Origin of the sequence: Proteus terrae (assembly GCF_003144325.1) — a bacterium.
GTDB classification, from domain to species: domain Bacteria; phylum Pseudomonadota; class Gammaproteobacteria; order Enterobacterales; family Enterobacteriaceae; genus Proteus; species Proteus terrae.
This window is the reverse complement of sequence record NZ_PENS01000008.1, coordinates 19,791-46,670: the sequence shown is the minus strand read 5'-3', so window position 1 is coordinate 46,670 and position 26,880 is coordinate 19,791. Positions and strand designations below refer to the sequence as shown.

The following is a 26,880-nucleotide window of genomic DNA, read 5'->3' as shown; positions in this document are numbered from 1 at the left end:
ATAAACAGTGAATAGTCGTACATTGCTTATGTTTTCCGCGATTAGTGGCTTCTTCTATGTTGCTTTTGGTGCATTTGCAACTCATAAGCTAGCACCTCATTTATCGCCACAACATTGGGATTACATTCAGTTAGCGATGCGCTACCAAATCGTCCATACCTTATTACTTGTCGGGATCGCGGCAATGTTAATGCGTAAAACCATTTTATGGTTTTACTGGGCAGGTATTTTCTTTGGTGTTGGTATTCTACTTTTTAGTGGTAGCCTTTATTGTATGGCGCTAACACAAGTTAGATTGTTATCTTATTTTACGCCAATTGGTGGATTTAGTTTTCTTATTGGTTGGGTTTTAATTTTTATTGGCGCTTTGCGTCTAAGGGCACCGGCGTCTCGCCATGAATAAAGTTGCATTATATTGTCGCCAAGGTTTTGAAAAAGAGTGCGCGGCTGAGATTACGGATAAAGCAGGTCAAATCGGCGTTTACGGCTTTCCTCGTGTTAAAGAGGGAAGTGGTTATGTGATCTTTGAATGCTACCAAGAAGGTGACGCGGACAAGATCGCTCGTGAAGTGAGTTTCCGTGAATTAATTTTTGCTCGTCAGATGTTTGTGACTGGTGAATTACTTAAAGATTTATCGCCAGAAGATAGAATTACACCGATCGTTGGAATGTTGAAAGGTGTTGTTGAAAAAGCGGGTGAATTGCGAGTTGAAGTTGCAGACACTAACGAAAGTAAGGAATTATTAAAATTCTGCCGCAAATTTACGGTGCCATTACGTAATCATTTACGTAATGAGAAAATTTTGCTGAAAGTTGAGAATTTTAGCCGTCCTATTATCCATGTGTTTTTTATTGCACCGGGATGTTGTTATGTTGGCTATTCTTATAGTTTCAATAATTCTGCATTTTACATGGGGATTCCTCGATTAAAATTCCCATCAGATGCACCAAGTCGTTCGACACTAAAACTTGAAGAAGCATTTCATATTTTCATTCCTTATGACGAGTGGGAAGAGCGTTTAGCAAGCGGAATGAAAGCGGTCGATTTAGGTGCATGCCCCGGTGGTTGGACATATCAATTAGTGAAACGCAGTATGATGGTACATGCTGTTGATAATGGCCCAATGGCACAATCTTTAATGGATACAGGGCAAGTTCGTCATCACCAAGTTGACGGTTTTAAATTTGAACCTACATCTAAAAATATCACATGGCTTGTTTGTGATATGGTTGAGAAGCCAGCTAAAGTTGCTGCATTAATGGCGACTTGGATTGCTAATGAATGGTGTCGAGAAGCTATCTTTAACCTAAAACTGCCAATGAAAAAGCGTTATGAGGAAGTTTCTCATATCCTTGAAAAAATAAAGTCAGAGTTAGCGGAAAAAGGGATCAACGCTAAGATCCAAGCTAAGCACCTTTATCATGATAGAGAAGAGATCACGGTTCATATTCAAAATATTTGGGCTGCTTATCGACCAGATCGTGAATTTTAAAATGACCCAAGTACATTGATTTATTGATGGCAATAAAAAGCGAAGCTTCTATTTATAAGCTTCGCTTTTTTAAATGGGCTAGTTATTTAAAAATATCAGTGAGTTGAATCTTGATGATTGGGAACTTAACTATTTTAAACGTAACTGTTGTAGATTACCGTTTAATTGAATATCAGTACGTAATGTGGTGATTTTTCGACTGATAAATGCGGACTCTTTATGGGTAATAAGTTTGTTTTGCCATTTAGTAGGGACATCATCAATATGTTGATAAAGCGATTCTAGATCTGGATGAATTTGTAAAAGCTCGGTGGCACTTTTCGGTCCAATACCGGGGACACCCGCAACTTTACTGCTGCTTACACCTGTTAATCCCCAATAGTCGGTAAGTTGAGATGGCTCGACACCAAATTCAGCTCTAATAAACTCTAAATCTAACCAGCGTCGTTGAAAATAATCACGTATACGAATAGAGGGCGAAAGTAGTTGGCAATAACCTTTGTCCGTTGAAATAATAGTGACTCGAAAACCTGCGCTAGCCACTTTTGTTGCCAATGTTGCGGCAACATCATCTGCTTCATCACCACCCGAGTGCCAGCTCTGTATTCCTAAATTAAGCAACATGGCTTTAATTTCAGGTAATTGTTGTCGCAAGTCATCAGGCATTGGCGTGCGACCCGCTTTATAATCAGGTAAGAGCTGATGTCGCCAACTACCGTCTCTGTCATCCTCATCAAAGACTGCTACGGCATGGGTAGGTTGTGTGTGACCAAGCAGTTGGTTGACGCTCTGTTCACACACTGTCTGGCAGGAAGAACCTGATGCCGCATGAATGCGGCGGATCAGGTTTAAAGCATCAATAATCAGCAAATGTATCATAATAAATTAGCTGATAATCTCGTAACATGGTTGGTAAGCTGTACCGCCTGGAAGTTTCATACGATGTTGCTCAACAAAGCCAGCTAATAAAATATCCATGCGACGCATAATTTCACGATCACCATGAATTTTATAAGGACCATAAGCCTCAATCGCCTTCATACCCACTTCTTTTACGTTACCTGCAACAATACCCGAGAACGCACGACGTAAGTCAGCCGCTAATTTTTCAGGTGATTGATCGGTACTTAAGTTAAGTGATGCCATATTTTCATGTGTTGGTTCAAAAGGAAGCTGTAAATCAGCATTGATCTTCATTGACCAGTTAAAGCTATAAGCATCACCAGTACTGCGACGATTATCTTTTACCAATGGCATATATTTTTTCATGATACGAGCAACTTCAGGTGCATCATCAATAATAATTTGGTAATGGCGTCGAGCTTCGTCACCTAATGTATTTGCGATAAAATCATCTAATACATTAAAGTAGTCCGCACTCTCTTTAGGGCCAGTTAAAATCAGTGGTAATACTTGATCTTGGTTTTCTGGTGACATAAGAATACCAAGCAGATACAGTAATTCTTCCGCTGTCCCTACACCACCTGGGAAAATAATAATCCCGTGTCCAATTCGAACGAACGATTCCAGACGTTTTTCAATATCTGGCATAATAATCAGTTCGTTAACTAATGGATTTGGTGGTTCAGCTGCAATGATTGAAGGCTCTGTCATACCAATAAAACGGCTATTTTTATAACGTTGTTGAGCATGACCAACGGCCGCCCCTTTCATTGGTGCTTCCATCGCACCGGGTCCACAACCTGTGCAGATATTGAGTTCACGTAACCCTAATTCGTTACCTACTTTTCTGCCGTAAAGGTACTCAGTTTCATTAATTGAGTGGCCTCCCCAGCAAACGATCATATTAGGATCTTCATCAATATGAAGGGCTCGCGCATTGCGCAAAATCGAGAAAATAGTATTAGTGATATGAGTACTATTTTCTAAGTTCAGGTGAAGATCACGCTTTGCTGTTGTGATCTGCCCATGAACAAACAATATGTCACGAAGCACTGCAAATAAGTTAGCTTGTAGTGAGCGAATAATTTTTCCGTCAACAAAGGCGTCTTCAGGAGGATTGACTAACTCTAGTTTTACGCCACGTTCACGGCGCAGTACGTTAATATCAAAATCTTGGTATTTAGATAACAGTTCTTTACTACTATCAGTAAGGCTACCAGAGTTGAGAACAGCGAGAGAACAATTGCGAAACAGCTGATAAAGATCACTGCTTGCGGTTCTCTTTAGCATATCAACTTCTAGCTGTGAAAGCAGATCCATGGAACCTAATGGGCTGACATGAGTTATCACGTAGGACTCCTTTTTCTCCTGAAATAACAAACTGAGTGCAACTGATCTTGGTATAACACAGATCATATTAACATACAGGCATTATTCCCGTTATTGTCTGGCTAATCGACTAATTTCTGGAACAAACTCACAATTACTACGCCAAGGATTTATGTCTAATCCACCGCGTCGCGTATATCTTGCATAAACAGTTAATGTTTCTGGTGCACATAATTGCATGATATCGTGGAAAATTCGCTCAACACACTGTTCATGAAATTCATTGTGTTGTCTAAATGAAACTAAATAGCGCAGTAGTTTTTCACGATCAACCTTTTTACCCTTATATTGAATAGCGACTGATCCCCAATCTGGCTGATTAGTAATCAGGCAATTTGATTTTAACAGATGGCTGACAAGGGTTTCTTCAACCAGTGTATCGGTTGTCGATTCGTTTAACCATTGCACATCAAACTGATAATTATTAATTTCAATATCTTGTTCATCAATACACTCTCCAGCAAAATCAACAATAGGTTGTGATGTAAAATGCGAAAGTGGATAAATGGTCAGATTAACTTTGCCTTTAGCACAAGTCGTTAAATCTTTAAGTAAGGTTTTTTCGACGACATCCCAACTTTCAAAACGAGTCTGATTAAAACTGTTGAGATATAATTTAAAGCTTTTAGATTCAATAAGATTCTCGGTATTTGCATCTAATTCAACATGACCAATAGCAACTTGAGGTAAGCCTTTACTATTAAGCCATGAAAGCTCATACAGAGTCCAAATGTCACCACCATGAAAAGGTAAATTTTCAGCAGTTAAAGAGAGAGAATCTCGATTTAGGCTACGTGGTACACCTTGCAATAATTCGGCATCATATTGGTCATGGTATTGAGTCTCTTTACCTAGAGATAATGCTTCAAGAGATTTATCGCCTTGATATAACGACATAATTTACATCCTAACTTTAGCTGAAAATAAAAGAAGGTTAATTATACTATTGAAACATCAATAGTATATGAATGCTTTATTTTTGATGCTCTGAATTAGTGACATAATCAGGTAACATGAAGGAAATTCTTATTTAAATAGATAAAACAGACAATCATGACTGAAAACATCTCCTCTGAATTAAAAGCTTTTACGCAAAAATATGTTGATTTATGGCAAGAAAAATCAGGTTTACCTCCTGCAAGTGAAGATCTTTATGGTGTTCCTTCTATTTGTATATCAAGAACAGGAGATGAAGTTGTTTACTGGTTACCACAGCCTTTTGTTGGAACAGATAAACTAGAAAAAGTTGAAAAAGCAATGGGAATTATTATTCGTCCAGAATTGCATGATTATTTTACCACTCAGTATGCTGGTGATATGCAAGTTCGTTTTAGAGAGGTAGATTTCAGCTTGATCCAAGTGTGGAGTGAAGAAGATTTTATTCGCTTACAAGAAAATATTATTGGTCATTTAGTGACACAAAAACGTTTAAAACTTACACCTACATTGTTTATTGGCACCACTGATTCAGAGAATGAAATAATTTCCGTGTGTAATGTTTCCGGTGAAGTCATTCTTGAAACTTTCGGCAAAAAGAAAAGAGAAGTTTTAGCTGAAAATTTATCTCTTTTTCTATCAGAATTAGTCGCTGTATATAATGACTGACGTACTCTATAAACCTTTTTTCTTGTGAGATATATCTTACAAAAAAGTGTGTGTGTTTTTATCAAAAAGATGTCACTGATAAAAATAAAATTGATTTATTTAAGCAGAGCAATAAGTTATTAACTTATTGTTTTTATTTATAGTTATAACTCTTTAATTGTTTCTGTTTTGTGGGTTGTTTAACTAATCAATTATTGGCATTCTACGTCCACCAACTAAGGGACTGCTTGGTGACCGATAAAATGTAGAGTAATCAAGGACACAGGAAATAGGATATTTCCATTAATGTGGATACGGACTTAATCACAGGGATAGATAAAAACGGTCTTGCTTGGATGCACGTGTTGTACAGACAACTATTTTTCTTGTCTAAAAGGAGTTTCGGCTCCTTTTATTTTTTTATTTGTTTTCTGCTATTCCATCCCAATGTTATCCTTATTCGTAAGTTTTATATGAGGGATAAATGATGACACCAGAACAACGCATTTTAGCGAAATTGCTCTTGATTGAAGAAGAGATGAAGAACATTGAGCTATGGCAATTAGAATCTCCTACTGAACAAGCATTTGAAAGTGTTGAGCCTTTCTGTATTGATACAATGAGTGCTCATGAATGGCTACAGTGGGTATTAATTCCGCGATTGTCATCGATGATTGAAAGCGAAACGCCATTACCTAATACATTTGCCATCGCACCTTATTACGAAGAAGCATTTAAAGAAGATAAGAGCCGAGATGTTACTGATTTACTCAATCATTTGCGTGAACTTGACGCAATGTTTAAATCATAAGGCCGATAATGCTAGATATTATTTATCAAGATGAACATCTTGTTGCGGTGAATAAACCTGCGGGTTGGCTTGTTCACCGCAGTTGGTTAGATAGACATGAAACCGTGTTTGTCATGCAGACATTAAGAGATCAAATTGGGCAACATGTTTTCCCTGTGCATCGTTTAGATAGGCCTACTTCAGGTGTTCTATTAATGGCACTTTCTTCTGATGTTGCTAGAGCACTTTCTCAATCTTTTGAACAACATAAAACAGAAAAAATTTATCATGCTGTTGTTCGAGGATACGTTGAAGAGGCATCTGTTATAGATAGCCCTTTAGTCGAGGAACTCGATAAAATTGCAGATAAATTTGCAACTCAACCACCACAAATTCAAGATTGTGTAACGCATTGCCAGCCATTAGGAACTGTTGAAAAAGAGGTTGCAATTGGACGCTACTCTACATCTCGATTTAGTCTATTAGAGTTACGTCCTGAAACGGGTCGCAAGCATCAATTACGCCGCCATATGTCTCATATTCGACATCCAATTATTGGTGATACCGCTCATGGTGATTTACGTCAAAACCGTGGTGTTGTAAATCATTTTCAATCTCATCGCTTGATGTTACATGCAAGCCATCTAAACTTAATTCATCCAATTACATTGCAACCACTTAACTTAACAGCTAAATGGGATCTGCCTTGGCAACATCTTATTAATCAATTTGGTTGGCGCGGATTGAGACCTGAATTAGAGCAGTATGGCGAAGATTTATCTCATCATTTTTAATTCCTTTCTTATTCCAAATATTGATTTTAATTTGTGACTATCAAGGTTTTTTTACTTAAGCCTTGATAGTTTGCGCAAATTTATAATCTCTATTAACTATTTGTAAAATATATAATTCTATTAATTGATCTGATCACATGTTTTGAAACGTGACAGCTATCATGTATTCATTAAGCGATTTATTTTATGATGTGAAATAAATAGGGCTTATCATTAGATAAGTTTATGAAATAAAACCCACACTACTTTAAACAAATAAAAACTTACAACATATAAAAAACCACATTCCGGGAGTCTGCTTGATGTTTAAAAACCTATTTGTTGTTTTACAAAAAATCGGAAAGTCCTTGATGTTACCGGTATCTGTACTGCCTATTGCCGGTATTTTATTAGGGGTTGGTTCCGCTGATCTTTCATGGATCCCTTCTTCTGTTTCCCAAGTTATGGCAGAGGCTGGTGGTTCGGTTTTCTCTAATATGCCACTTATTTTTGCTATTGGTGTTGCGTTAGGTTTTACCAATAATGACGGGGTATCAGCACTGGCCTCTGTAGTCGCTTACGGTATCATGTCTAAAACCATGATTGTGGTTGCTCCTTGGGTTTTAGGTTTAACTCCAGCAGAAATTGAGGCTCAACACCTTACTGATACAGGGGTGTTAGGGGGGATCATTGCTGGTATTATTGCCGCTTCGATGTTTAACCGTTTTTATCGAATTAAATTACCTGAGTATTTAGGATTTTTTGCAGGAAAACGTTTTGTTCCTATTATTTCAGGCTTAATAGCTATTTTTGTTGGGATTATTTTAGCCTTTATTTGGCCTCCTATTGGTACAGCAATTCAACATTTTTCTGAGTGGGCTGCATATCAAAACCCAGCTGTTGCTTTTGGTATTTATGGTGTTGTAGAGCGTGGATTAGTGCCATTTGGTTTACACCATATTTGGAACGTGCCGTTCCAAATGCAAGTGGGTGAATATGTAAATAGTGCAGGACAAGTCTTCCACGGCGATATTCCTCGCTATATGGCTGGTGACCCAACTGCAGGTATGTTATCAGGTGGTTTTTTATTTAAGATGTTTGGTTTACCTGCTGCTGCTATTGCGATTTGGCATTCAGCACGCCCTGAGAATCGTGTAAAAGTGGGCGGTATCATGATTTCTGCGGCATTAACTGCCTTCTTAACAGGGATCACTGAACCTATCGAATTCTCATTTATGTTCGTTGCACCTATTCTTTATGTTATTCACGCTATTTTAGCAGGCTTAGCATTTGTTATTTGTATCTTGTTAGGTATGCGTGATGGTACAAGTTTCTCTCATGGCTTAATTGACTTTATCGTATTAAGTGGCAACAGCAGTAAACTGTATCTGTTCCCAATTATTGGCATACTTTATGCGATAACTTATTACTCTATTTTCCGTTTCTTAATCGTGAAACTAAACCTGAAAACACCGGGTCGAGAAGTGGAAGATAAAAATGCGAAACAGGCTGATAAAAGTGCCATGGGACAATCTTTAGTCGCCGCGTTTGGTGGTAAAGATAACATCAGCAGCTTAGATGCTTGCATTACTCGTTTACGTATTGGTGTTAAAGAAATTGAAAAAGTGGATCGTGATGAATTAAAACGATTAGGTGCTGCGGGTGTGGTAGTCGTTGGCTCAGGTATTCAAGCCATTTTTGGTCCTAAGTCAGATAATCTAAAAACTGAAATGGATGAATATATTCGGTCTTTGGATAGTGCTGAATAAATAACTTATTGATTGTAATATCAAATCATAAAGCACTCCCATATAAAAATAGGAAGTGCTTTTTTATTGCAATAATATTGATACTGGATATGGCATTCTGTTAAGTATTAAACAGAGTGGAGAGATATCATGTCAACAACCTTCATAGATAGTCATAGAATTTTTTTATTATCCATAACAGATATAAGTGATAAAACAAATAGAAAGAGTATTGAGTTTGATAAAAATAGTATTTCACTTTTTTTTAAAAAAGAAAATGATAATGTTTTTATTGCTAATAAAGATAAAAAATTCTTATTAAGCAATATAAAGAAAGAATTAGACAATTCAATTGATAAATATACTAATCACGGTGAAAATAAAAATCATATAGAAAAACTAAGAAAAAGGATTAACTTAGGAGGTGTTAAGGCTTTTTTTGATAATAAAGATAAAATAATTAGTGTGAAAAACATTAATGATATTGGTGATGTTGAAAAAATATTTAATGGATTACTTTCTTATAAAAAAGAGGAAAGTTTTTGTACTAAAATGAGAAAGGGTATTTATAATACGAACTCTTTTGAGGGAGTAGTCTTCAATGATAAAAACCCAATTATAAATAGTTTTATAAATCATAATGGTAAGTTTTACAAATTAGATGATATTAATGATAATTTAGATAATAAGAGTAATAAAAGGAATAAGCTTTTTAATTTATCTTCATCTAAAAATAATAATATTGATTTTTATGGATGTAATATGTCTATTATGAAAATGGAAAAGAAAATTAAAGAAAATCAAGAAATTAAAGATGAAATTAAAGATGAAATTAAAGAAGTTCAAGATGAAATGAAATTACTTGAAAATGAATTATCTTCTAAGATAATAATTAATAATAAAAAAACAATTGATACAACCTTAGCAATAAATAAACTTGTTGATCTTTTAGAATATAATGATTTATCTAAAATAAATTTTGATATATTAATTGCAAAGGAAGCGGAATTTAATAATGAGGTAATTATTGTTAATAGATTAAATTCAATGGAGGAAATAGATGGGGTTGATAAATTAAAGAAATTAAAATCTAGCTTGGAAAGAATAAAAAGTATAAAAAATAAATATTTTATTTTTGTTGAATCGGTTAATGGTAGACAAATTTCACTGTTAAGAAGTTTAGATAATAAATTGAAAAAATACACTGCTGGGATTAATAGTGAAATACCAAAAGAAAATATTTTATTGGATATTAATAAAATAGCTTCAGTACTTTTTATTAATAATAATGATCGAGAGAATTATAATGGTTTTTTTTCTAAAGCATATAAGTTTCTTTTTCCTAAATCATATCAAAAACGACTAGATATCAATAATAAAGCGCATGGCAATATAATACTAATGCACGAGAGTTTAAATGTCATATTGAATAGCGATGATTTTAAAGATGGAAAACTACCTGAGTGGGCTAATAAATTAATAACAAAAACTTTAAAAGAATCAAAACCTAAAAATGATATTCTTTGGCTTTTTTCAAAAGAAAGAAAAGAATGGAATAAAATTTTCAACATGCTTATTGTTAAATAAAGGCATAAAGGAGTTATTGATAATTAAGATGTTGTTAATAAAAATATAATAAGTATTTTATTTATTCTAGTGAATTTAAGGATGAGGTTAAGTAATTAAAGACACTGAAGCTTGAGATAAAGATTAATTTTCTATATGTTAGACACACTAAATTTATTGAATTTTAAACCGCATAAAGTAGGTAATCATTATGGCTAAAATTGGTATTTTTGTAGGTACAGTTTACGGAAATGCATTAGCGATTGCTGAAGAGGCTCAACGTATTTTACTTGAGCATAAACACCAAGCTAATGTTTATGAAGAAGGAACTCTTGCGGATTGGAAAAAATATTCGACCGTATTAGTGATAACGTCGAGTACAGGGCAAGGGGATTTACCTGATACTATCGCACCTTTATTTCATGAATTGCGTGATAATGTGGGATATCAGCCAAACCTAAGTTACGGTCTAATTGCGTTAGGTGACAGTAGCTATGACTACTTTTGTGGTGCGGGGATGAAGTTTGATGAGTTGTTACAGGAGCACCAAGCAAAACGTATCGGTGAAATATTGAAAATAGACGGAATGGATGTCGCAGAGCCAGAAGTATTTGCAATAGATTGGCTTGAAAACTGGGTCAATCTATTAGATTAAATAAAAAAGAACCCAATAATTAGTTGGTTAACAAAATAATGAATAATATTTTTGATTTTAAAACACCGCTTGTTTCTGCTTTATACAGTAAGTAAGCGGTGTTTTTTATAAACCTAACCTATATATTGGCTAAAATTGCCTGTTATTAACGGCGAGTCAGCTTTTCTAAATCAGCTTCAATTTCAGCAATTTTATTTGCTACAACATGTTCAAGGTGGCGCAAGTCATCTAGGATTTTATGTTTTAAATCGACTTCTACTTGGTCTTGTTGGCAAATTTGATCTAATTCTTCAATTACATAACGTAAGTTAGTATTGATTTCATTTACTTCTTTAAAACCTTGTCCTGATTGACCATCAGAAATTGTTTTACGTTGGCGTGGATATTTAAATTTTACGCTTTTTGCAAAGAATTCACCTTTATCTTTGCGAAAATAGATTTTTAAAATATCGTTGTTAGCTTCTTGGCGCAGGGTATAGCGGTCAATATCTTCAGGATGCGGGATCCCTAAATTTTTTAAATTATCGTACATATATTGGCACCTGATAGAAAGATGAATGAAAGAATAGCGAATAGAATTAATTCTATCCGCTGTTCTTATATTAGTCGATAGTTCTTAACAATTCATTAATACCAACTTTTCCACGTGTTTTAGCATCAACTTTTTTCACGATCACAGCACAGTAAAGGCTGTAGCTTCCATCTTTAGAGGGTAAATTGCCTGATACAACGACAGAGCCTGCAGGGACTCGGCCATAATGTACTTCGCCTGTTTCTCTGTCATAAATTTTGGTACTTTGGCCAATATAAACGCCCATTGAAATAACAGCGCCTTCTTCGACAATAACACCCTCAACAATTTCAGAGCGAGCACCAATAAAGCAGTTATCTTCAATAATGGTTGGGTTTGCTTGTAGTGGCTCTAAAACACCGCCGATACCAACACCACCAGAGAGATGGACATTTTTACCGATTTGAGCACATGAACCTACCGTTGCCCATGTATCAACCATGCTACCTTCATCGACGTAAGCACCAATGTTGACATAAGATGGCATTAAAACAGTGTTGCGAGTGATGTAAGCCCCTTGTCTAACTGCGGCAGGGGGAACAACACGAAAGCCTTCTTTTTCAAAACGTGCTTGGTCATAATCAGCGAACTTCATAGGTACTTTGTCAAAATAGCGACTTTCACTGCCATCTATCACTTGATTGTGATTAATACGAAAAGAGAGTAGAACCGCTTTTTTTAACCATTGATGAGTCACCCACTGACCGTCAATTTTTTCCGCGACACGCAGTTTTCCGCTGTCTAGCAGTGCAATAACGTTATTAATGGCATCACGAATATGAGGCTCAACGTTGTTTGGAGTGATATCTGCACGATGTTCGAAGGCGTTATCAATAATAGATTGTAATGCTTGCATCAATAGTATTTCCTATATGTATTGTCGTGGGTTCCTATATTTTATCCTTTGAAACTAGGGCTTTTGTCAACCTTTCTACGACTTCATTCTTCATTTTTTGGTTTAATGCCTTATTTTCGCTATCGGTTAATACAAAGAAATCCTCAACACGCTCGCCTATTGTGGTTATTCGGGCACCATGCAATGAAAGAGAAAGATCAGCAAAAACTTTACCAATAATTGCTAATAATCCCGGGCGATCGCGTGCAAATAGTTCCATATAGGTGCGTTTATTATGATTAGAGGCTATAAAATTAATTTTTGTTGGAACGTCAAAATGGCGCAATTTGGCTGGTAATGAGCGAGTTTTGGCATTGGCGTTATAAGGGGCGGATACGACTTGGATCAATGCGTTACGAATAGCATTATATCTATCAATCGCCAGTGGTTTACCATTAGGCTCTAACACAATAAAAGTATCCATAGCCATATTATCGCGGTTAGTAAAAATTTGAGCGTTATGGATACTTAAATTACGTCTATCTAATTCACCTGCAACAGATGCAAAAAGGGAAGGTCTATCTGCACACCAAATAAAGATTTCAGTACCACCATGTTCAGTTTGTTGACTGATTAGCACCATTGGTTCAGCGCTATTATGCTCAATTAATGCAAGCGCATGCCATGCAATTTGTTCTGGTGTATGCCGTAAAAAATAGTCGGCATGGCAGCGCCCCCAAATTGCTTGCAATTTCTCTTCATCGACTTGTTCCATTCGTAAAATAGTTAGTGCTTGCAAACGATGATGTCGAATACGTTCACGTAGGTCAGGAATAGAGTGCATACCTTGGCGTAACTGGTTTTCTGTTGATAGAAAAAGTTCACGTAATAAGCTCTGTTTCCAGCTATTCCATAGACTGCTGTTGGTCGCACAAATATCCGCAACAGTTAAGCACAAAAGATAACGTAATCGGCTTTCATTTTTTACTTCTGATGCAAACTGAAAAATAATGTCAGGATCTTGAATATCGCGTCGTTGCGCGGTGACAGACATAAGTAAGTGATTACTAACAAGCCACTCAACTAAGGCTGATTCTCTCTGGTTTAAACCATGCTGCTGAGCAAAGTGAGCAACGTCTTGAGCGCCTAATATGGAATGGTCACCATGGCGACCTTTGGCAATATCATGAAAGAGTGCAGCTAAACGTAGTAATTCAAGTTGAGGAAGTTTGGGATAAATATCAACACAAAGCGGATGTTTTTCATGGTTTTCATAAGAAGCAAAGCTTTCAAGTTTTTGTAAAACACGAATAGTATGTTCATCAACGGTGTAGGCATGAAATAAATCAAACTGCATTTGGCCTACGATATTATTCCATTGCGGGAAATAAGCCGCGAGTACACTGTGTTTATGCATTGGGACAAATGAACCAGAAACCGCACGAGGGTGGCGTAATATCTGCATAAAAACTTGACGTGCGAGTGGGTACTCACATAAAGGCTGTACTAAATGTCGGCGAGCATAACGTAAATGGCGGAGTGTTGTTGAATAGATTCCAGTGATCTCTTTATGCTCTGCCATACGCAAAAAGAGACGCATAATAGCGATAGGATCATCAAGGAAGCAACTGTCATCAACAACATCAATTAACGAACCTCGTAGCTGAAATTCACTGTCTAATGGGCGCGGTTTTACGTTAGGTTGCAGAGCAAGAATAGCTTCGTCAAATAGTTGAAGTAACATATCATTTAACTCACTAACACGACGAGTTACGCGATAATAATCCTTCATCATTTTTTCAATAGGTTGATTGCCTTCACCTTCATAATTTAAAAGTTGGGCAACGTTGAGTTGTCTATCAAACAAAAGTCGATTGTCATAGCGAGAAAGCACAAGATGGAGAGCAAAACGAATTTTCCATAGTGTGTATTGACACTCTAATAACTCTTGTCCTTCTGCTGGCGTCAAAAAGCCAAAATTAACCATTTCAGAAACTGATGTTGCACCAAAATGACGATGTGCTACCCAAATTAAAGTATGGATATCACGCAGTCCACCGGGGCTACTTTTGATATCAGGTTCGAGATTGTAACTAGTACTATGATATCGTTGATGTCTTTGCTTTTGTTCTTCAACTTTTGCTGCGAAAAAATCTGGTGATGGCCAAAAACCTTGGCTAAAAATATGATTAATTAATTGCTGGTAAAGCGAGTTATTGCCGCAAATAAGGCGAGCTTCTAGTAAGTTTGTTGCAACTGTTAAATCTGAAAGGCCTTCTAAAAGACATTCTTCCATTGTTCTAACACTGGCTCCAATTTCAAGGCGTACATCCCACAGTAGTGTAATGAGTTGACTGACTTTATCTTCAGCCTCTGGTGATAACGGTGTTTCACTTAAAAAGAGAAGGTCAATATCAGAAAGAGGATGTAATTCTTGTCTACCGTAACCACCAACAGCAATAATACTAAGATCAGAATAATCAGATAACTGTGTATGGTGCCATAATTGTGTTAAGAGTTGGTCAATGAAATGGCTACGAGCCTGAAGTAATAAAGCCACATCAACATCATGATGAAAAGCATCTGTTAACCAAGATTGAAATTGTTCAATTGATTGCTTAAGTTCAGCGCAATTTTGTGTATTTTCTGTCAGCAAAAAAGGGGAAGGGGGCAGTGTTTGAAATGCGTTTTTATTAGTCATTATGCGTCTTCTCTCTCAATGTTTGCTTATGACATTAAGACTAATGTTAAAACGCTAAGCTGACTAGTGATTCTGCCATTTCGCAGCAAATAAAATAAAAAAAGCGACACATCTCGAAAAAATATGTCGCTTTTACATTTTAGCTAAAGAAGCTTATTCGTTGACTAATACTGCTGAAATAAATGGCTCTTCTTCTTTGCGTAATGTCATGATTTCACAGCCATTATCGGTAACAACTAATGTATGCTCGTACTGTGCTGACCAACCTCTGTCTTTAGTTTTAACAGTCCAGCCATCTTTCATTGTACGAATACGGTAATCACCTGTGTTTACCATTGGCTCGATGGTAAATGCCATGCCTTTTTGTAACACAACACCGCTATCATCTGCATCATAGTGTAGAACTTGGGGCTCTTCATGGAATCCTTCACCAATACCATGGCCGCAATATTCGCGAACAACAGAATAGTCATGACCTTCAACAAATTTTTGAATTGCTTTGCCAAGTTCACGTAAGCGAATGCCTGGTTTAACCATTTTAATGGCAAGGTAGAGGCTTTCTTGAGTGATACGACATAAACGTTCACCTTGGATTGTTGGTTTACCTACAATAAACATTTTTGAGGTATCGCCATGAAAACCATCTTTAATAACAGTGACATCAATATTAACGATATCACCATCTTTAAGGATTTTTTCTTCACTAGGAATACCGTGACAAATAACATCGTTAACCGAAATACAGACTGATTTAGGGAAACCATGATAGTTAAGACAAGCAGGAATAGCCTGTTGTGCGTTAACAATATGTTCGTGACAAATACGGTCTAATTCAGCGGTGTTTACACCTGGTTTTACGAACGGTGCGATAATTTCAAGAACTTCTGCCGCAAGACGACCTGCGACGCGCATTTTTTGAATATCTTCTTCTGTCTTGATTACAATAGCCATTTGAGTTCTTCGTCTAGTAAAAGCCACAATACGAATTAGATAACACGCTTTGTTGTATTCATATTTTGTATTGCAGATTGTATGAATGATGATAAGAAATAATTCTGATTACCATTTATGATATCAGCAGAATGTAGGTGTGCCAATAAAGAGGATGTGTGCAATCTGTCTGATATCGAGAATAATGACGAACATTACGCTTTCTTTATCTGACTGTCTTTACATATTGCGCTTTTCTATTTGCTGTTTTTCTAGCAAATTGATATTAGAGCAATATTTATCATCACTGCACTAATCTCGTTTTTTTCTTTGCCTAAATGATGTGTTTTTATGTCAAATAAGGCCGTGGCAATCGTAAGTAATAGTGGTTTCTTAAGGTTATTTATGGTATAAAGCGCGCCGGAGTTCTGTTATTGCATCACACCATGAGTAATGGCAGTAAATCTGAAACATTCAATTGTGTTAATTACACACACAAATCGACACATAACGCCGGGGTGCTCTTATGTAAAGGCTAAACCTTTACAGCTGATGAGTCGGTCGTATGGGATTTGTGGACGAAATAACCCCAAATTTAAATTTATAGAGGTCTAAAATGGCAACTGTTTCAATGCGCGATATGCTGCAAGCCGGTGTTCACTTCGGTCACCAAACTCGTTACTGGAATCCAAAAATGAAACCATTCATCTTTGGTGCGCGTAACAAAGTTCATATCATTAACTTGGAAAAAACTGTTCCAATGTTCAATGAAGCTCTGGTTGAACTGAACAAAATTGCTTCTCGTAAAGGCAAAATCCTGTTTGTTGGTACTAAGCGCTCTGCCGTTGAAGCTGTTAAAGAAGCAGCAGAAAGCTGTGACCAGTTTTATGTAAACCACCGCTGGTTAGGCGGTATGCTGACTAACTGGAAAACTGTTCGTCAGTCAATCAAACGCCTGAAAGATTTAGAATCACAATCTCAGGACGGTACATTTGACAAACTGACCAAGAAAGAAGCGTTAATGCGTTCTCGTGAACTTGGTAAGTTAGAAAACAGCCTGGGTGGTATCAAAGACATGGGCGGTTTACCTGACGCTCTGTTTGTTATCGATGCTGAACACGAACACATTGCTATCAAAGAAGCAAACAACCTGGGGATCCCAGTATTTGCTATCGTTGATACTAACTCTGATCCAGATGGTATCGACTTCATTATCCCTGGTAATGACGATGCAATCCGTGCGGTTAAATTATATCTGACCGCTGCAGCTACAGCTGTTCGTGAAGGTCGTTCTCAAGATCTGGCTGTTCAGGCTGAAGAAGGCTTAGTCGAAGCTGAATAATAAGGCATGCTCGTAAGAGCCCTTATTTAACCAGGTATTGCTATATATTGGTTAGGGGGCCTCAATAGGCCCCCTTTACACATCTGCTATGAGAACATCTATGGTTAGCCCATAGAAAAGTCGAGGAAGAAACAAATGTCTGGAATTACCGCTGCATTGGTAAAAGAACTGCGTGAACGTACTGGCGCAGGCATGATGGAATGTAAAAAAGCGCTGGTTGAAGCTAATGGTGATATCGAATTAGCAATCGACAACATGCGTAAATCAGGTCAAGCTAAAGCTGCTAAAAAAGCAGGCCGTGTTGCTGCTGAAGGCATCATCCTTGCAGAAGTTGCTGCTGATGGTAAATTCGGTGCGCTGGTTGAACTGAACTGTGAAACAGACTTCGTTGCTAAAGATGCTGGTTTCATCGCTTTTGGTAAAGAAGTTATGGCTGCTGTATTAGCAGACAAAACTGATGATATCGATGCTCTGAAAGCTAAATTCGAAGAAACTCGTACTGCATTAGTTGCTAAAATCGGTGAAAACATCAACATTCGTCGTGTTGCTGTATTAGAAGCTGAAGAATTAGGTACTTATCTACACGGTGCTCGTATTGGTGTTTTAGTTTCAGCTAAAGGCGCTAACGAAGAACTGATCAAACACATTGCTATGCACGTTGCTGCAAGCAAACCAGAATATGTTCGTCCTGAAGATGTTCCTGCTGATGTTGTTGAACATGAGCACCAAATTCAGATGGATATTGCAATGCAATCAGGTAAACCACGCGAAATCGCAGAAAAAATGGTTATCGGTCGCATGAACAAATTCACCGGTGAGATTTCTCTGACTGGTCAGCATTTCGTAATGGATCCAAGCAAAACTGTTGGTGAACTGCTGAAAGAAAACAATGCTGATGTTATCAACTTCGTTCGTTTCGAAGTTGGTGAAGGTATTGAGAAAGTTGAAGCTGATTTCGCAGCTGAAGTTGCTGCAATGAGCAAATAATAACGCTTAGCGTTAACAGAACCGCCTAATGGCGGTTCTGTTTTGTTGTAATCTCCACTGGCTGTTTGCTTTTTTTTGTTAAAAGAGAAGCTATCTAAAACCTCCAATTAACTAATCTGCTTAGGACAGAACACCATGGCTACCAATGCAAAACCTGTATATCAGCGAATTTTATTAAAGCTGAGTGGCGAAGCCCTGCAAGGCGCAGAAGGTTTCGGTATCGATGCGAGCGTACTTGATCGCATGGCTCAGGAAATCAAAGAACTCGTTGAATTAGGTATACAAGTCGGTGTCGTAATTGGCGGTGGTAACTTGTTCCGTGGCGCGGGTCTTGCTGCGGCAGGTATGAACCGTGTTGTGGGTGACCACATGGGAATGCTCGCGACAGTAATGAATGGTTTAGCAATGCGTGATTCATTGCACCGTGCTTATGTAAACGCGCGCCTTATGTCTGCGTTTCCATTAAATGGTGTCTGCGATAACTACAGTTGGGCAGAGGCAATTAGCTTATTACGCCACGGTCGAGTCGTTATTTTCTCGGCTGGTACAGGTAACCCATTCTTTACTACCGATTCTGCTGCGTGTTTACGCGGTATTGAAATTGAAGCTGACGTTGTACTAAAAGCAACGAAAGTGGACGGCGTTTATTCTGCCGATCCAACCAAAGATCCTGATGCAGTACTTTATGAAACACTGACTTATCAGGATGTATTAGAACGTGAATTGAAAGTCATGGATCTTGCTGCATTCACATTAGCCCGAGATCATAATTTACCTATCCGCGTATTCAATATGAATAAACCGGGTGCATTACGTCGGGTTGTAATGGGTGAAAGTGAAGGAACTTTGATTTCTCACGCTTAATACACAGAGACAACGGTATAATTTGGCGTTAACATCTAGAGTACGCCAATTCATTTATGTCGGTATGTTTTTCATATCGACTGGAAGATAACCAGTTCCCAAGGGTTTATAACGTGATTAATGAAATCAAAAAAGATGCTCAAGAACGCATGGATAAAAGCGTTGAAGCACTAAAAAGCCAGATTAATAAAGTTCGTACTGGTCGTGCGTCTCCTGCCCTTTTAGATGGCATTGTAGTTGAATACTACGGAGCGCCAACTCCATTAAACCAAGTTGCTAACGTTGTCGCAGAAGATGGCCGTACACTGGCAATCACTGTATTCGACCGTACTTTAGCTCCTGCCGTTGAAAAAGCAATTATGGCATCAGATTTAGGTTTAAATCCTTCATCTGCTGGTACCATTATCCGTGTTCCACTGCCTCCATTAACTGAAGAACGTCGTAAAGATCTAATCAAAGTTGTTCGTGGTGATGCAGAACAAGGTCGCGTTTCTATTCGTAATATCCGTCGTGATGCTAACGATAAAGTAAAAGCATTACTGAAAGATAAAGAAATCAGCGAAGATGATGAGCGCCGCTCACAAGATGACATTCAGAAATTAACTGATATGTTCATTAAAAAAATTGATGATGCATTAGCGCTGAAAGAAGCAGAGTTAATGGAATTCTAATTTTTATATCTTTTTTCGATAATGCCGCTTTTTAGCGGCATTATTTTTAACTATTTATTTGAAAATTCGTGCTTAATGCCTTCTTTTGTCACATTATTTATTAAAGTTTTCATCTTTAATCCTCATTTACCTCGTCATACTGATATAATTCTCTTTAATTAAAACGTTGTAGACATACTGATTGATTAATAAATGAAACAAATAACTATATTAGGTTCAACAGGATCTATCGGAACTAGCACTCTTTCCGTAATTGAAAATAATCCTGATGAGTATCAGGTTCTTGCTTTAGCCGCAGGAAAAAATGCAGACAAAATGGCGCAACAGTGCCTTGTTTTCCAGCCTAAATACGCTGTGATGTCTGATGAAAAAAGTGCAAATCAGCTTAAACAGCTACTCTCTAATACATCTTGTAAAACAGAAATTCTATCTGGGTCTCACGCGATCAATGAAATTGCAGCTCTTGATGAAGCTGATCAAGTCATGTCTGCTATAACAGGTGTTGCAGGATTAAAACCGACACTTGCGGCCATTGAAAAAGGTAAAAGAATTCTATTAGCAAATAAAGAATCACTGATAACCAGTGGGCGTCTTTTCTTTGATGCAGTGGCCAAATATGGTGCAACTGTATTGCCGATTGATAGTGAACATAACGCAATTTATCAAAGTTTACCTAAAGCTATCCAAGAAAATTTAGGCCATGCATCTTTAGCTGATGAAGGTGTGACAAGTATTCTGTTAACGGGATCTGGCGGGCCATTTCGCTATACACCATTAGAAGAGCTGGAAGCAATGACTCCAGATCAAGCGTGTGCGCATCCAAATTGGTCTATGGGACGCAAAATCTCAGTTGATTCAGCAACAATGATGAATAAAGGGCTTGAGTATATTGAAGCTCGTTATTTCTTCAATGCTTCTGAAGAAGAAATGGAAGTAATCATTCATCCACAATCAGTTATTCATTCAATGGTTCGCTACCGTGATGGCAGCATTATTGCTCAAATTGGTGAACCCGATATGAGAACACCGATTGCGTACTCAATGGCTTATCCTCATCGTACTCAATCAGGTGCAAAAGCATTAGATTTTTTTGAGATTCAATCGCTAGAGTTTATTCGTCCAGATTACCAACGTTACCCTTGTTTAGCACTTGCCATCGAAGCATCTAAGCGTGGGCAAGCGGCAACAACAGTGTTAAATGCGGCTAATGAAGTCGTTGTTGATGCTTTTTTACACGAAAAAGTGAAGTTTACTGATATTGCTAAAATTAATCGCAAAGTTGTTGAACATTTTGACCTATCAGAGCCTCAAAGTATTAATGATGTTCTAGAAATTGATAAATTAGCCAGATTAGAAACTCATCAGATAATCACTCAATTTGTATAATGGTGATTATATTTAATATAGGGTGTTTGTTCGTCTTTCTGGCTAATGGTATAGTTGCCGAATCACTAAAGACAATAATGAAAATTAACAGTTCATTACTAAAGCTACTGCTTTAGCAACTTTGAGGCTTTGCCAAAGGCCGTGGGTGACACGGTTTTTTTTGTGCATGGGTTATCCGAAGAGGACTGTCTGTATCAGTATCAGATTAGCAAAGGGTTAAATTGAGTGAACTTATCCAGTGACGATTCATCCGCATCAAAACCAAAGCATGTTGCTATCATTATGGATGGCAATGGACGCTGGGCTAAAAAGCAAGGGAAACTCCGAGTAACGGGGCATCGCGCGGGAATTAAAGCAGTTCGGGATGCGGTTAGCTTTTCCGTGAAACACAAAATTGAATCACTAACGTTATACGCATTTAGTAGCGAAAACTGGAATAGGCCTGAGCAAGAAGTCAGCTCTCTTATGGAATTATTTGTCTTCGCTTTAGACAACGAAGTGAAAAGCCTACATAAACATAATGTTAAACTTACGGTTATTGGCGATATCAGTCGTTTTAGTCGTCGTCTACAAGACAGGATTAAAAATTCTGTTGCACTAACTGCGAATAATACAGGGCTTAATTTAAATATTGCTGCTAATTACGGTGGACGATGGGATATTACTCAAAGTGTAAAACAATTAGCGACCTCTCTCTCAAAAGGAGAAATTAATCTCGAAGATATTAATGAAAATACCATATCTTCACATCTTTGCTTGCATAATCAACCTGGTGTCGATCTTGTGATACGTACAGGTGGTGAGCATCGCATAAGTAATTTTCTTATTTGGCAGATAGCTTATGCTGAGCTTTATTTTACACAGGTTTTATGGCCTGATTTTGATGAACAAGTTTTTCAGAATGCACTAGATGCTTTTGCTAAACGGGAAAGACGTTTCGGTGGTACTACATCAGAAACAGATAATATAAATCTGGGAGGATAACTTGCTTAAGTATCGTGTCATCACTGCATTAATTTTAATCCCTATTGTTATTGCTGCACTATTTCTACTTCCTCCTGCAGGTTTCGGATTAGTTATTATCGCAATATCAGGCTTAGCGGGTTGGGAATGGGCACAATTTATTGGCTGGCATTCTCAAGGTAAACGTATTGCGACAGGGATCGGCTTTGTTGCATTGTTACTCGTTATGCAGTTTTCTTTGCCTAATTTTGACCACCTACTAGACACTCCAATGATAAAAAATGGTTTGTGGGCGGGTTTAATTTGGTGGATAGCAGCAATTTTATTAGTTGTAAGTTATCCGAATTCAGCCAATATGTGGAAAAATTCAGTTTTTATTAAGCTATTGTTCGGTATATTGACGATTGTTCCTTTTTATTGTGGCATGATGGCGTTGCGTATGTTGGGTTATAACACTGACACTTATACAGGCGCATGGTGGTTATTGTATGTCATGTTATTAGTTTGGGCTGCTGACTCTGGTGCCTACGCCTTCGGACGCCTAATGGGTAAACATAAAATGGCGCCTAAAGTATCACCGGGTAAAACCCTTGAAGGGTTAATCGGTGGGTTGATTACGGCTGGTGTTGCATCATGGTTATTTACTTATTTTGCACCTGTAACTGAAGTGCCTAGCAACTTGTTATTAATATCTGGCGTTGTTGTCATTGTATCGGTATTTGGTGATCTAGCAGAAAGCATGTTTAAACGTGTTTCAGGTATTAAAGACAGTAGCCAATTGATACCGGGGCATGGTGGTGTGCTTGATAGAATTGATAGTTTGACTGCGGCTATTCCAGTCTTTGCAGGATTGGTCTTTCTGATTTCTTCTGGCTTTAAACTATAAAGGTAAGTAATGGGTATCCTGTGGAATCTTGCCGCGTTTATTATCGTTTTAGGTATTTTAATTACGGTACATGAGTTTGGGCATTTTTGGGTAGCTAGGCGCTGTGGTATCTATGTTGAGCGTTTTTCTATTGGTTTTGGAAAAGCAATTTGGCGCAAAACAGATAAACATGGCACTGAATTTGTTATCGCATGGATACCTTTGGGTGGCTATGTAAAAATGTTAGATGAGAGGGTCGCTGAGGTTGCACCTGAGCGCCGTCATCTAGCATTTAATAATAAAACAGTTGGTCAACGTGCGGCTGTTGTTGCTGCAGGGCCTATTGCCAACTTTTTGTTAGCAATAGTCGCCTATTGGATAGTTTTTATGATAGGTGTTCCTGCATTAAAACCTATAATTGCAGACATTCGTCCGAATTCTATCGCAGAACAAGCAAAATTAACGCCTGGAATGGAACTAAAATCCGTTGCAGGTATCGAAACGCCTGATCAGAATGCAGTTCGTTTAGCATTAGTCAGTAAAATTGGAGCCGAAGAGGTTTCATTCGTTGTTTCAGATCCAAATTCTCTCTCTGAGAGTGAGAATATACTGAATTTACAACAGTGGAGTTTTGATCCTGAAAAACAAGATCCTATCTTGTCCCTAGGGATAATGCCTGTTGGCGCTCGATTAGACTCAAAAATTATTGAGGTTACCGAAGGCTCGGCTGCTGAAAAAGCAGGTTTACAGGCAGGGGATCGTATCGTTAAAGTTGATGGTCAGCCAATTGATACATGGCATCCATTTACTTATTTTGTTCGACAAAGCCCAAATAAGGCCTTGGAGCTTCTTGTTGAACGTAACGGCTCGTCGTTGATATTGAATGTTACACCGACAGCTGTTGCACTGAAAGATGGCACTGAAGTAGGGCAAGTTGGTGCGCAATTACAAATATTACCTCCTGATGAGCAATATTTGATAATGCAGCAATACAACCCATTTTCGGCGCTCTATGAAGCATCTGATAAAACATGGCAGTTGATGGGTTTAACTGTCAAAATGATTGGCAAGTTAGTCGTAGGTGACGTCAAATTAACTAACCTTAGTGGGCCTGTTTCTATCGCGAAAGGCGCTGGAATGTCCGCTGATTCTGGTTTTATTTATTATTTGATGTTTATGGCGCTTATCAGTGTCAATTTGGGGATCATTAACTTGTTTCCCCTGCCTGTCTTAGATGGCGGGCACCTGCTTTTCCTGGTTATCGAGAAGATAAAGGGAGGGCCGGTATCTGAGCGTGTACAAGATTTCTGTTATCGTATTGGTATTATGGCACTGATGCTTTTAATGGGACTTGCACTTTTCAATGATTTCTCTCGCTTATAATTGGTAAGCAGGGACCGGTTAGGAAAACACAAAACAACGATGGCGATGAAAAAGTTGCTTATAGCGTCGCTGCTGCTGGGCAGCGCCACTGCATACGGTTCAGACGGATTCGTAGTTCAGGACATTCAATTTGAAGGTCTTCAACGCGTCGCCGTTGGTGCAGCATTACTGAACATGCCTGTCCGGGTTGGAGACTCGGTCGGTAATGATGATATCAGCCGAACTATCCGTTCATTATTTGCGACAGGAAACTTTGATGATGTTCGTGTCCTGCGTGACGGAAATACTCTGATTGTTCAAGTAAAAGAGCGTCCAACTATTGCCAGCATTACTTTCTCTGGTAACAAAGCAATCAAGGAAGAGATGCTAAAACAGAACCTTGATGCTTCTAACATTCGTATCGGTGAAACACTTGACCGTACAATGCTAGCAAATATCGAGAAAGGGCTTGAAGATTTCTATTATAGTGTTGGTAAATATAATGCAACTGTAAAAGTAGTTGTTACACCTCTTCCTCGTAACCGTGTCGACTTAAAACTCGTGTTTGCAGAGGGTGTTTCAGCAACTATTCAGCAAATCAACATTGTTGGTAATAAAGCGTTTTCTACTGCTGAGCTCGTTAACCGCTTCCAATTACGTGACGATGTTCCTTGGTGGAACTTAGCGGCTGATGAAAAATATCAGAAGCAAAAACTGGCTGGTGACTTAGAAACATTAAGAAGCTTCTATCTTGATCGTGGTTATGCACGTTTTGATATTGAATCGACGAATGTCAGTTTAACGCCAGACAAAAAAGGAATTTACATTACCATTAACCTGAAAGAAGGTGACAAATACACAGTAGAAAATACTGAAATCAATGGTAATACGGCTGGCTACACTAAACAAATTGAAGAGCTTATCGAAATTGCACCGGGCTCTCTTTATAATGGTGCACAAGTAACTAAAACAGAAAATGACATTAAAAATCTGTTAGGTCGTTATGGATATGCTTATCCTCGCGTTATGACAAACCCTGAAATTAACGATGAAAATAAAACCGTAAAACTGCATGTAAACGTAGATGCAGGAAACCGTTTCTATGTTCGTCAAGTACGTTTTGCGGGTAATGACATCACTAAAGACTCTGTTTTACGCCGTGAAATGCGTCAAATGGAAGGTGCGTGGTTAGGTAGCGATTTAGTTGAACAAGGTAAAGAGCGTTTAAATCGTTTAGGTTATTTCGAAACGGTTGAAACAGAAACTCAGCGTATTCCAGGTTCTCCTGATCAGGTTGATATAGTTTATCGTGTAAAAGAGCGTAACACGGGTTCTCTTAACTTTGGTGTCGGTTTCGGTACTGAAAGTGGTGTGAGTTTCCAAGTGGGTGTTACTCAAGATAACTGGTTAGGTACAGGTAACGCAGTCGCTATTAATGCGAGTAAAAATGATTACTCAACTTACGCAGAATTATCTGTTACTGACCCATACTTTACCGTTAATGGTGTGAGTTTAGGTGGTCGTATTTTCTATAACGACTTCCGCGCTAATGATGCTGATTTATCAGGTTATACCAATAAATCTTACGGTGTAGATGGTACGTTAGGCTTCCCAATTAATGAATATAACTCGGCACGTCTTGGCTTAGGCTATACTCATAATGGTCTATCACGTATGGAACCTCAGGTTGCAATGTGGCGTTATCTTGAAAGTATGGGTGAACATCCTAATTTTAAAGATCGCGAATCTTTTAATGCTGATGATTATACTGTCAGCCTTGGTTGGACATTCAATAACTTAAACAAAGGTTTCTTCCCAACATCTGGTGTGAGAAGTAACTTAAGTGGACGTGTGACCGTACCTGGCTCTGATAACAAGTACTACAAAGTAACTTGGGACGGTATGGCGTACTACCCAATTGATGAAAAAGAGTCTTGGGTAACCCTGTTTAAAGGTCGTTTAGGCTACGGAGATGGTTTAGGTGGTAAAGAATTACCATTCTATGAAAACTTCTATGCGGGGGGCTCTGGCACCGTTCGTGGTTTCCGTTCAAATAATATCGGACCTAAAGCCATTTACCTTGGTGAAAATGGTAAGCCAAAACCAGGTGAACCATCGAGTGACGCAATTGGTGGTAATGCTATGGCTGTGGCAAGTTTCGAGCTGATCACACCAACCCCATTTGTGGATGATAAATATTCCTCTTCGGTCAGAACGTCGGTGTTTGTTGATGCGGGTACAGTATGGGATACCAATTGGAGTAGTACAAACTCTGCTTGGACAGCAGGTATGCCAGATTATAGTCGTGCAAGTGATATACGTGTTTCAACCGGTGTTGCGTTACAATGGTTATCTCCTTTAGGTCCGTTAGTATTCTCTTATGCGAAGCCAATAAAAGATTACGAAGGCGATAAATCAGAGCAATTCCAGTTTAATATTGGTAGAACGTGGTAGCGATGTAAGTAAAGTTGATGCCTGATTCATAATGCTGAAAAAGGCATC

The 26,880-nt window shown here is 38.0% G+C and carries 24 protein-coding genes; 17 read left to right on the top strand and 7 right to left on the bottom strand.

Annotated elements, in window-relative coordinates; genetic code table 11:
* Nucleotides 1-7: 7 nt before the first annotated feature.
* Nucleotides 8-403, top strand: a complete 396-nt coding sequence (locus DK857_RS09205; RefSeq protein WP_109394067.1) for a DUF423 domain-containing protein — start codon at nt 8-10, stop codon at nt 401-403.
* Nucleotides 396-1,493, top strand: a complete 1,098-nt coding sequence (gene rlmM, locus DK857_RS09200) for a 23S rRNA (cytidine(2498)-2'-O)-methyltransferase RlmM (RefSeq protein ID WP_109394066.1) — start codon at nt 396-398, stop codon at nt 1,491-1,493. The genes DK857_RS09205 and rlmM overlap by 8 nt, the downstream gene beginning before the upstream one ends.
* Before the next feature lie 129 nt (nt 1,494-1,622).
* On the opposite strand, the gene xni is transcribed toward rlmM, so the two are convergent.
* The 3 genes from xni to queF form a co-directional block, all read right to left on the bottom strand.
* Nucleotides 1,623-2,372, bottom strand: a complete 750-nt coding sequence (xni, locus tag DK857_RS09195) for a flap endonuclease Xni (protein ID WP_098941999.1) — start codon at nt 2,370-2,372, stop codon at nt 1,623-1,625.
* A 6-nt stretch (nt 2,373-2,378) separates the two neighbouring features.
* Nucleotides 2,379-3,746 (bottom strand): nucleotide 5'-monophosphate nucleosidase PpnN, encoded by a 1,368-nt coding sequence (ppnN, locus tag DK857_RS09190; protein WP_036913815.1) that lies wholly within the window; start codon nt 3,744-3,746, stop codon nt 2,379-2,381.
* Nucleotides 3,747-3,836: 90 nt separating this feature from the next.
* Complete coding sequence (queF, locus tag DK857_RS09185) at nt 3,837-4,682, bottom strand: NADPH-dependent 7-cyano-7-deazaguanine reductase QueF (protein WP_109402025.1); 846 nt, start codon at nt 4,680-4,682, stop codon at nt 3,837-3,839.
* Nucleotides 4,683-4,838: 156 nt separating this feature from the next.
* Between queF and syd the strand changes: the two genes are divergently transcribed.
* From syd to DK857_RS09155, 6 genes are all read left to right on the top strand, one after another.
* Nucleotides 4,839-5,390, top strand: coding sequence for a SecY-interacting protein (gene syd, locus DK857_RS09180; protein WP_109394064.1), 552 nt, complete (start codon nt 4,839-4,841; stop codon nt 5,388-5,390).
* A gap of 466 nt (nt 5,391-5,856) precedes the next feature.
* Nucleotides 5,857-6,180, top strand: coding sequence for a YqcC family protein (locus tag DK857_RS09175; protein WP_109402090.1), 324 nt, complete (start codon nt 5,857-5,859; stop codon nt 6,178-6,180).
* 8 nt (nt 6,181-6,188) lie between these two features.
* Nucleotides 6,189-6,953, top strand: coding sequence for a tRNA pseudouridine(65) synthase TruC (truC, locus tag DK857_RS09170; RefSeq protein WP_109402024.1), 765 nt, complete (start codon nt 6,189-6,191; stop codon nt 6,951-6,953).
* Nucleotides 6,954-7,255: 302 nt separating this feature from the next.
* Nucleotides 7,256-8,701, top strand: coding sequence for a PTS glucose transporter subunit IIBC (gene ptsG, locus DK857_RS09165; protein WP_109394062.1), 1,446 nt, complete (start codon nt 7,256-7,258; stop codon nt 8,699-8,701).
* 129 nt (nt 8,702-8,830) lie between these two features.
* Nucleotides 8,831-10,267: a hypothetical protein gene (locus DK857_RS09160; protein ID WP_109402023.1), complete on the top strand. Its 1,437-nt coding sequence runs from the start codon at nt 8,831-8,833 to the stop codon at nt 10,265-10,267.
* 190 nt (nt 10,268-10,457) lie between these two features.
* On the top strand, nt 10,458-10,901 hold the full coding sequence (locus DK857_RS09155) for a flavodoxin (RefSeq protein WP_109394060.1): 444 nt from the start codon (nt 10,458-10,460) through the stop codon (nt 10,899-10,901).
* Between the two features lie 145 nt (nt 10,902-11,046).
* On the opposite strand, the gene DK857_RS09150 is transcribed toward DK857_RS09155, so the two are convergent.
* From DK857_RS09150 to map, 4 genes are all read right to left on the bottom strand, one after another.
* Nucleotides 11,047-11,433, bottom strand: a complete 387-nt coding sequence (locus DK857_RS09150; protein WP_006535910.1) for a DUF3461 family protein — start codon at nt 11,431-11,433, stop codon at nt 11,047-11,049.
* A gap of 70 nt (nt 11,434-11,503) precedes the next feature.
* The gene (gene dapD, locus DK857_RS09145; protein WP_109402022.1) at nt 11,504-12,328 is read right to left on the bottom strand and encodes a 2,3,4,5-tetrahydropyridine-2,6-dicarboxylate N-succinyltransferase; all 825 of its coding nucleotides are present in this window, start codon (nt 12,326-12,328) and stop codon (nt 11,504-11,506) included.
* A 34-nt stretch (nt 12,329-12,362) separates the two neighbouring features.
* A complete protein-coding gene (gene glnD / locus DK857_RS09140; protein ID WP_109402021.1) occupies nt 12,363-15,008 on the bottom strand; it encodes a bifunctional uridylyltransferase/uridylyl-removing protein GlnD in 2,646 nt (881 codons plus the stop codon).
* 153 nt (nt 15,009-15,161) lie between these two features.
* Nucleotides 15,162-15,959 carry a type I methionyl aminopeptidase gene (gene map, locus DK857_RS09135; protein ID WP_075671708.1) on the bottom strand — a complete coding sequence of 266 codons (798 nt, stop codon included), beginning with the start codon at nt 15,957-15,959 and terminating at the stop codon, nt 15,162-15,164.
* Between the two features lie 595 nt (nt 15,960-16,554).
* Here map and rpsB point away from each other — a divergent pair.
* The 9 genes from rpsB (at nt 16,555) to bamA (ending at nt 26,832) form a co-directional block, all read left to right on the top strand.
* Nucleotides 16,555-17,280: a 30S ribosomal protein S2 gene (rpsB, locus tag DK857_RS09130; RefSeq protein WP_023582712.1), complete on the top strand. Its 726-nt coding sequence runs from the start codon at nt 16,555-16,557 to the stop codon at nt 17,278-17,280.
* A 135-nt stretch (nt 17,281-17,415) separates the two neighbouring features.
* Nucleotides 17,416-18,267, top strand: coding sequence for a translation elongation factor Ts (gene tsf / locus DK857_RS09125; protein ID WP_088494696.1), 852 nt, complete (start codon nt 17,416-17,418; stop codon nt 18,265-18,267).
* Nucleotides 18,268-18,402: 135 nt separating this feature from the next.
* Nucleotides 18,403-19,131 carry a UMP kinase gene (gene pyrH / locus DK857_RS09120; RefSeq protein ID WP_023582710.1) on the top strand — a complete coding sequence of 243 codons (729 nt, stop codon included), beginning with the start codon at nt 18,403-18,405 and terminating at the stop codon, nt 19,129-19,131.
* Between the two features lie 113 nt (nt 19,132-19,244).
* Nucleotides 19,245-19,802 (top strand): ribosome recycling factor, encoded by a 558-nt coding sequence (gene frr / locus DK857_RS09115; protein WP_075671704.1) that lies wholly within the window; start codon nt 19,245-19,247, stop codon nt 19,800-19,802.
* A gap of 192 nt (nt 19,803-19,994) precedes the next feature.
* Nucleotides 19,995-21,188 carry a 1-deoxy-D-xylulose-5-phosphate reductoisomerase gene (ispC, locus tag DK857_RS09110; protein WP_109394058.1) on the top strand — a complete coding sequence of 398 codons (1,194 nt, stop codon included), beginning with the start codon at nt 19,995-19,997 and terminating at the stop codon, nt 21,186-21,188.
* A gap of 282 nt (nt 21,189-21,470) precedes the next feature.
* Nucleotides 21,471-22,172: a polyprenyl diphosphate synthase gene (uppS, locus tag DK857_RS09105; protein WP_405124801.1), complete on the top strand. Its 702-nt coding sequence runs from the start codon at nt 21,471-21,473 to the stop codon at nt 22,170-22,172.
* 1 nt (nt 22,173) lies between these two features.
* A complete protein-coding gene (gene cdsA / locus DK857_RS09100) occupies nt 22,174-23,037 on the top strand; it encodes a phosphatidate cytidylyltransferase (protein ID WP_109394056.1) in 864 nt (287 codons plus the stop codon).
* 9 nt (nt 23,038-23,046) lie between these two features.
* Nucleotides 23,047-24,399 (top strand): sigma E protease regulator RseP, encoded by a 1,353-nt coding sequence (gene rseP, locus DK857_RS09095; protein WP_109402019.1) that lies wholly within the window; start codon nt 23,047-23,049, stop codon nt 24,397-24,399.
* Nucleotides 24,400-24,438: 39 nt separating this feature from the next.
* On the top strand, nt 24,439-26,832 hold the full coding sequence (gene bamA, locus DK857_RS09090) for an outer membrane protein assembly factor BamA (protein WP_109394054.1): 2,394 nt from the start codon (nt 24,439-24,441) through the stop codon (nt 26,830-26,832).
* The last annotated feature ends 48 nt before the right edge of the window (nt 26,833-26,880 follow it).

Excerpts from the sequence above, each read along its gene's own strand:
- syd (WP_109394064.1), top strand. The coding sequence starts at position 4,839 with ATGACTGAAAACATCTCCTCTGAATTAAAAGCTTTTACGCAAAAATAT.
- xni (WP_098941999.1), bottom strand. The coding sequence starts at position 2,372 with ATGATACATTTGCTGATTATTGATGCTTTAAACCTGATCCGCCGCATT.
- queF (WP_109402025.1), bottom strand. The coding sequence starts at position 4,682 with ATGTCGTTATATCAAGGCGATAAATCTCTTGAAGCATTATCTCTAGGT.
- ispC (WP_109394058.1), top strand. The coding sequence starts at position 19,995 with ATGAAACAAATAACTATATTAGGTTCAACAGGATCTATCGGAACTAGC.
- pyrH (WP_023582710.1), top strand. The coding sequence starts at position 18,403 with ATGGCTACCAATGCAAAACCTGTATATCAGCGAATTTTATTAAAGCTG.
- rlmM (WP_109394066.1), top strand. The coding sequence starts at position 396 with ATGAATAAAGTTGCATTATATTGTCGCCAAGGTTTTGAAAAAGAGTGC.
- truC (WP_109402024.1), top strand. The coding sequence starts at position 6,189 with ATGCTAGATATTATTTATCAAGATGAACATCTTGTTGCGGTGAATAAA.
- rseP (WP_109402019.1), top strand. The coding sequence starts at position 23,047 with ATGGGTATCCTGTGGAATCTTGCCGCGTTTATTATCGTTTTAGGTATT.
- DK857_RS09155 (WP_109394060.1), top strand. The coding sequence starts at position 10,458 with ATGGCTAAAATTGGTATTTTTGTAGGTACAGTTTACGGAAATGCATTA.
- uppS (WP_405124801.1), top strand. The coding sequence starts at position 21,471 with ATGGATGGCAATGGACGCTGGGCTAAAAAGCAAGGGAAACTCCGAGTA.
- tsf (WP_088494696.1), top strand. The coding sequence starts at position 17,416 with ATGTCTGGAATTACCGCTGCATTGGTAAAAGAACTGCGTGAACGTACT.
- glnD (WP_109402021.1), bottom strand. The coding sequence starts at position 15,008 with ATGACTAATAAAAACGCATTTCAAACACTGCCCCCTTCCCCTTTTTTG.
- bamA (WP_109394054.1), top strand. The coding sequence starts at position 24,439 with ATGGCGATGAAAAAGTTGCTTATAGCGTCGCTGCTGCTGGGCAGCGCC.
- DK857_RS09160 (WP_109402023.1), top strand. The coding sequence starts at position 8,831 with ATGTCAACAACCTTCATAGATAGTCATAGAATTTTTTTATTATCCATA.
- DK857_RS09150 (WP_006535910.1), bottom strand. The coding sequence starts at position 11,433 with ATGTACGATAATTTAAAAAATTTAGGGATCCCGCATCCTGAAGATATT.
- DK857_RS09175 (WP_109402090.1), top strand. The coding sequence starts at position 5,857 with ATGACACCAGAACAACGCATTTTAGCGAAATTGCTCTTGATTGAAGAA.
- rpsB (WP_023582712.1), top strand. The coding sequence starts at position 16,555 with ATGGCAACTGTTTCAATGCGCGATATGCTGCAAGCCGGTGTTCACTTC.
- ptsG (WP_109394062.1), top strand. The coding sequence starts at position 7,256 with ATGTTTAAAAACCTATTTGTTGTTTTACAAAAAATCGGAAAGTCCTTG.
- map (WP_075671708.1), bottom strand. The coding sequence starts at position 15,959 with ATGGCTATTGTAATCAAGACAGAAGAAGATATTCAAAAAATGCGCGTC.
- dapD (WP_109402022.1), bottom strand. The coding sequence starts at position 12,328 with ATGCAAGCATTACAATCTATTATTGATAACGCCTTCGAACATCGTGCA.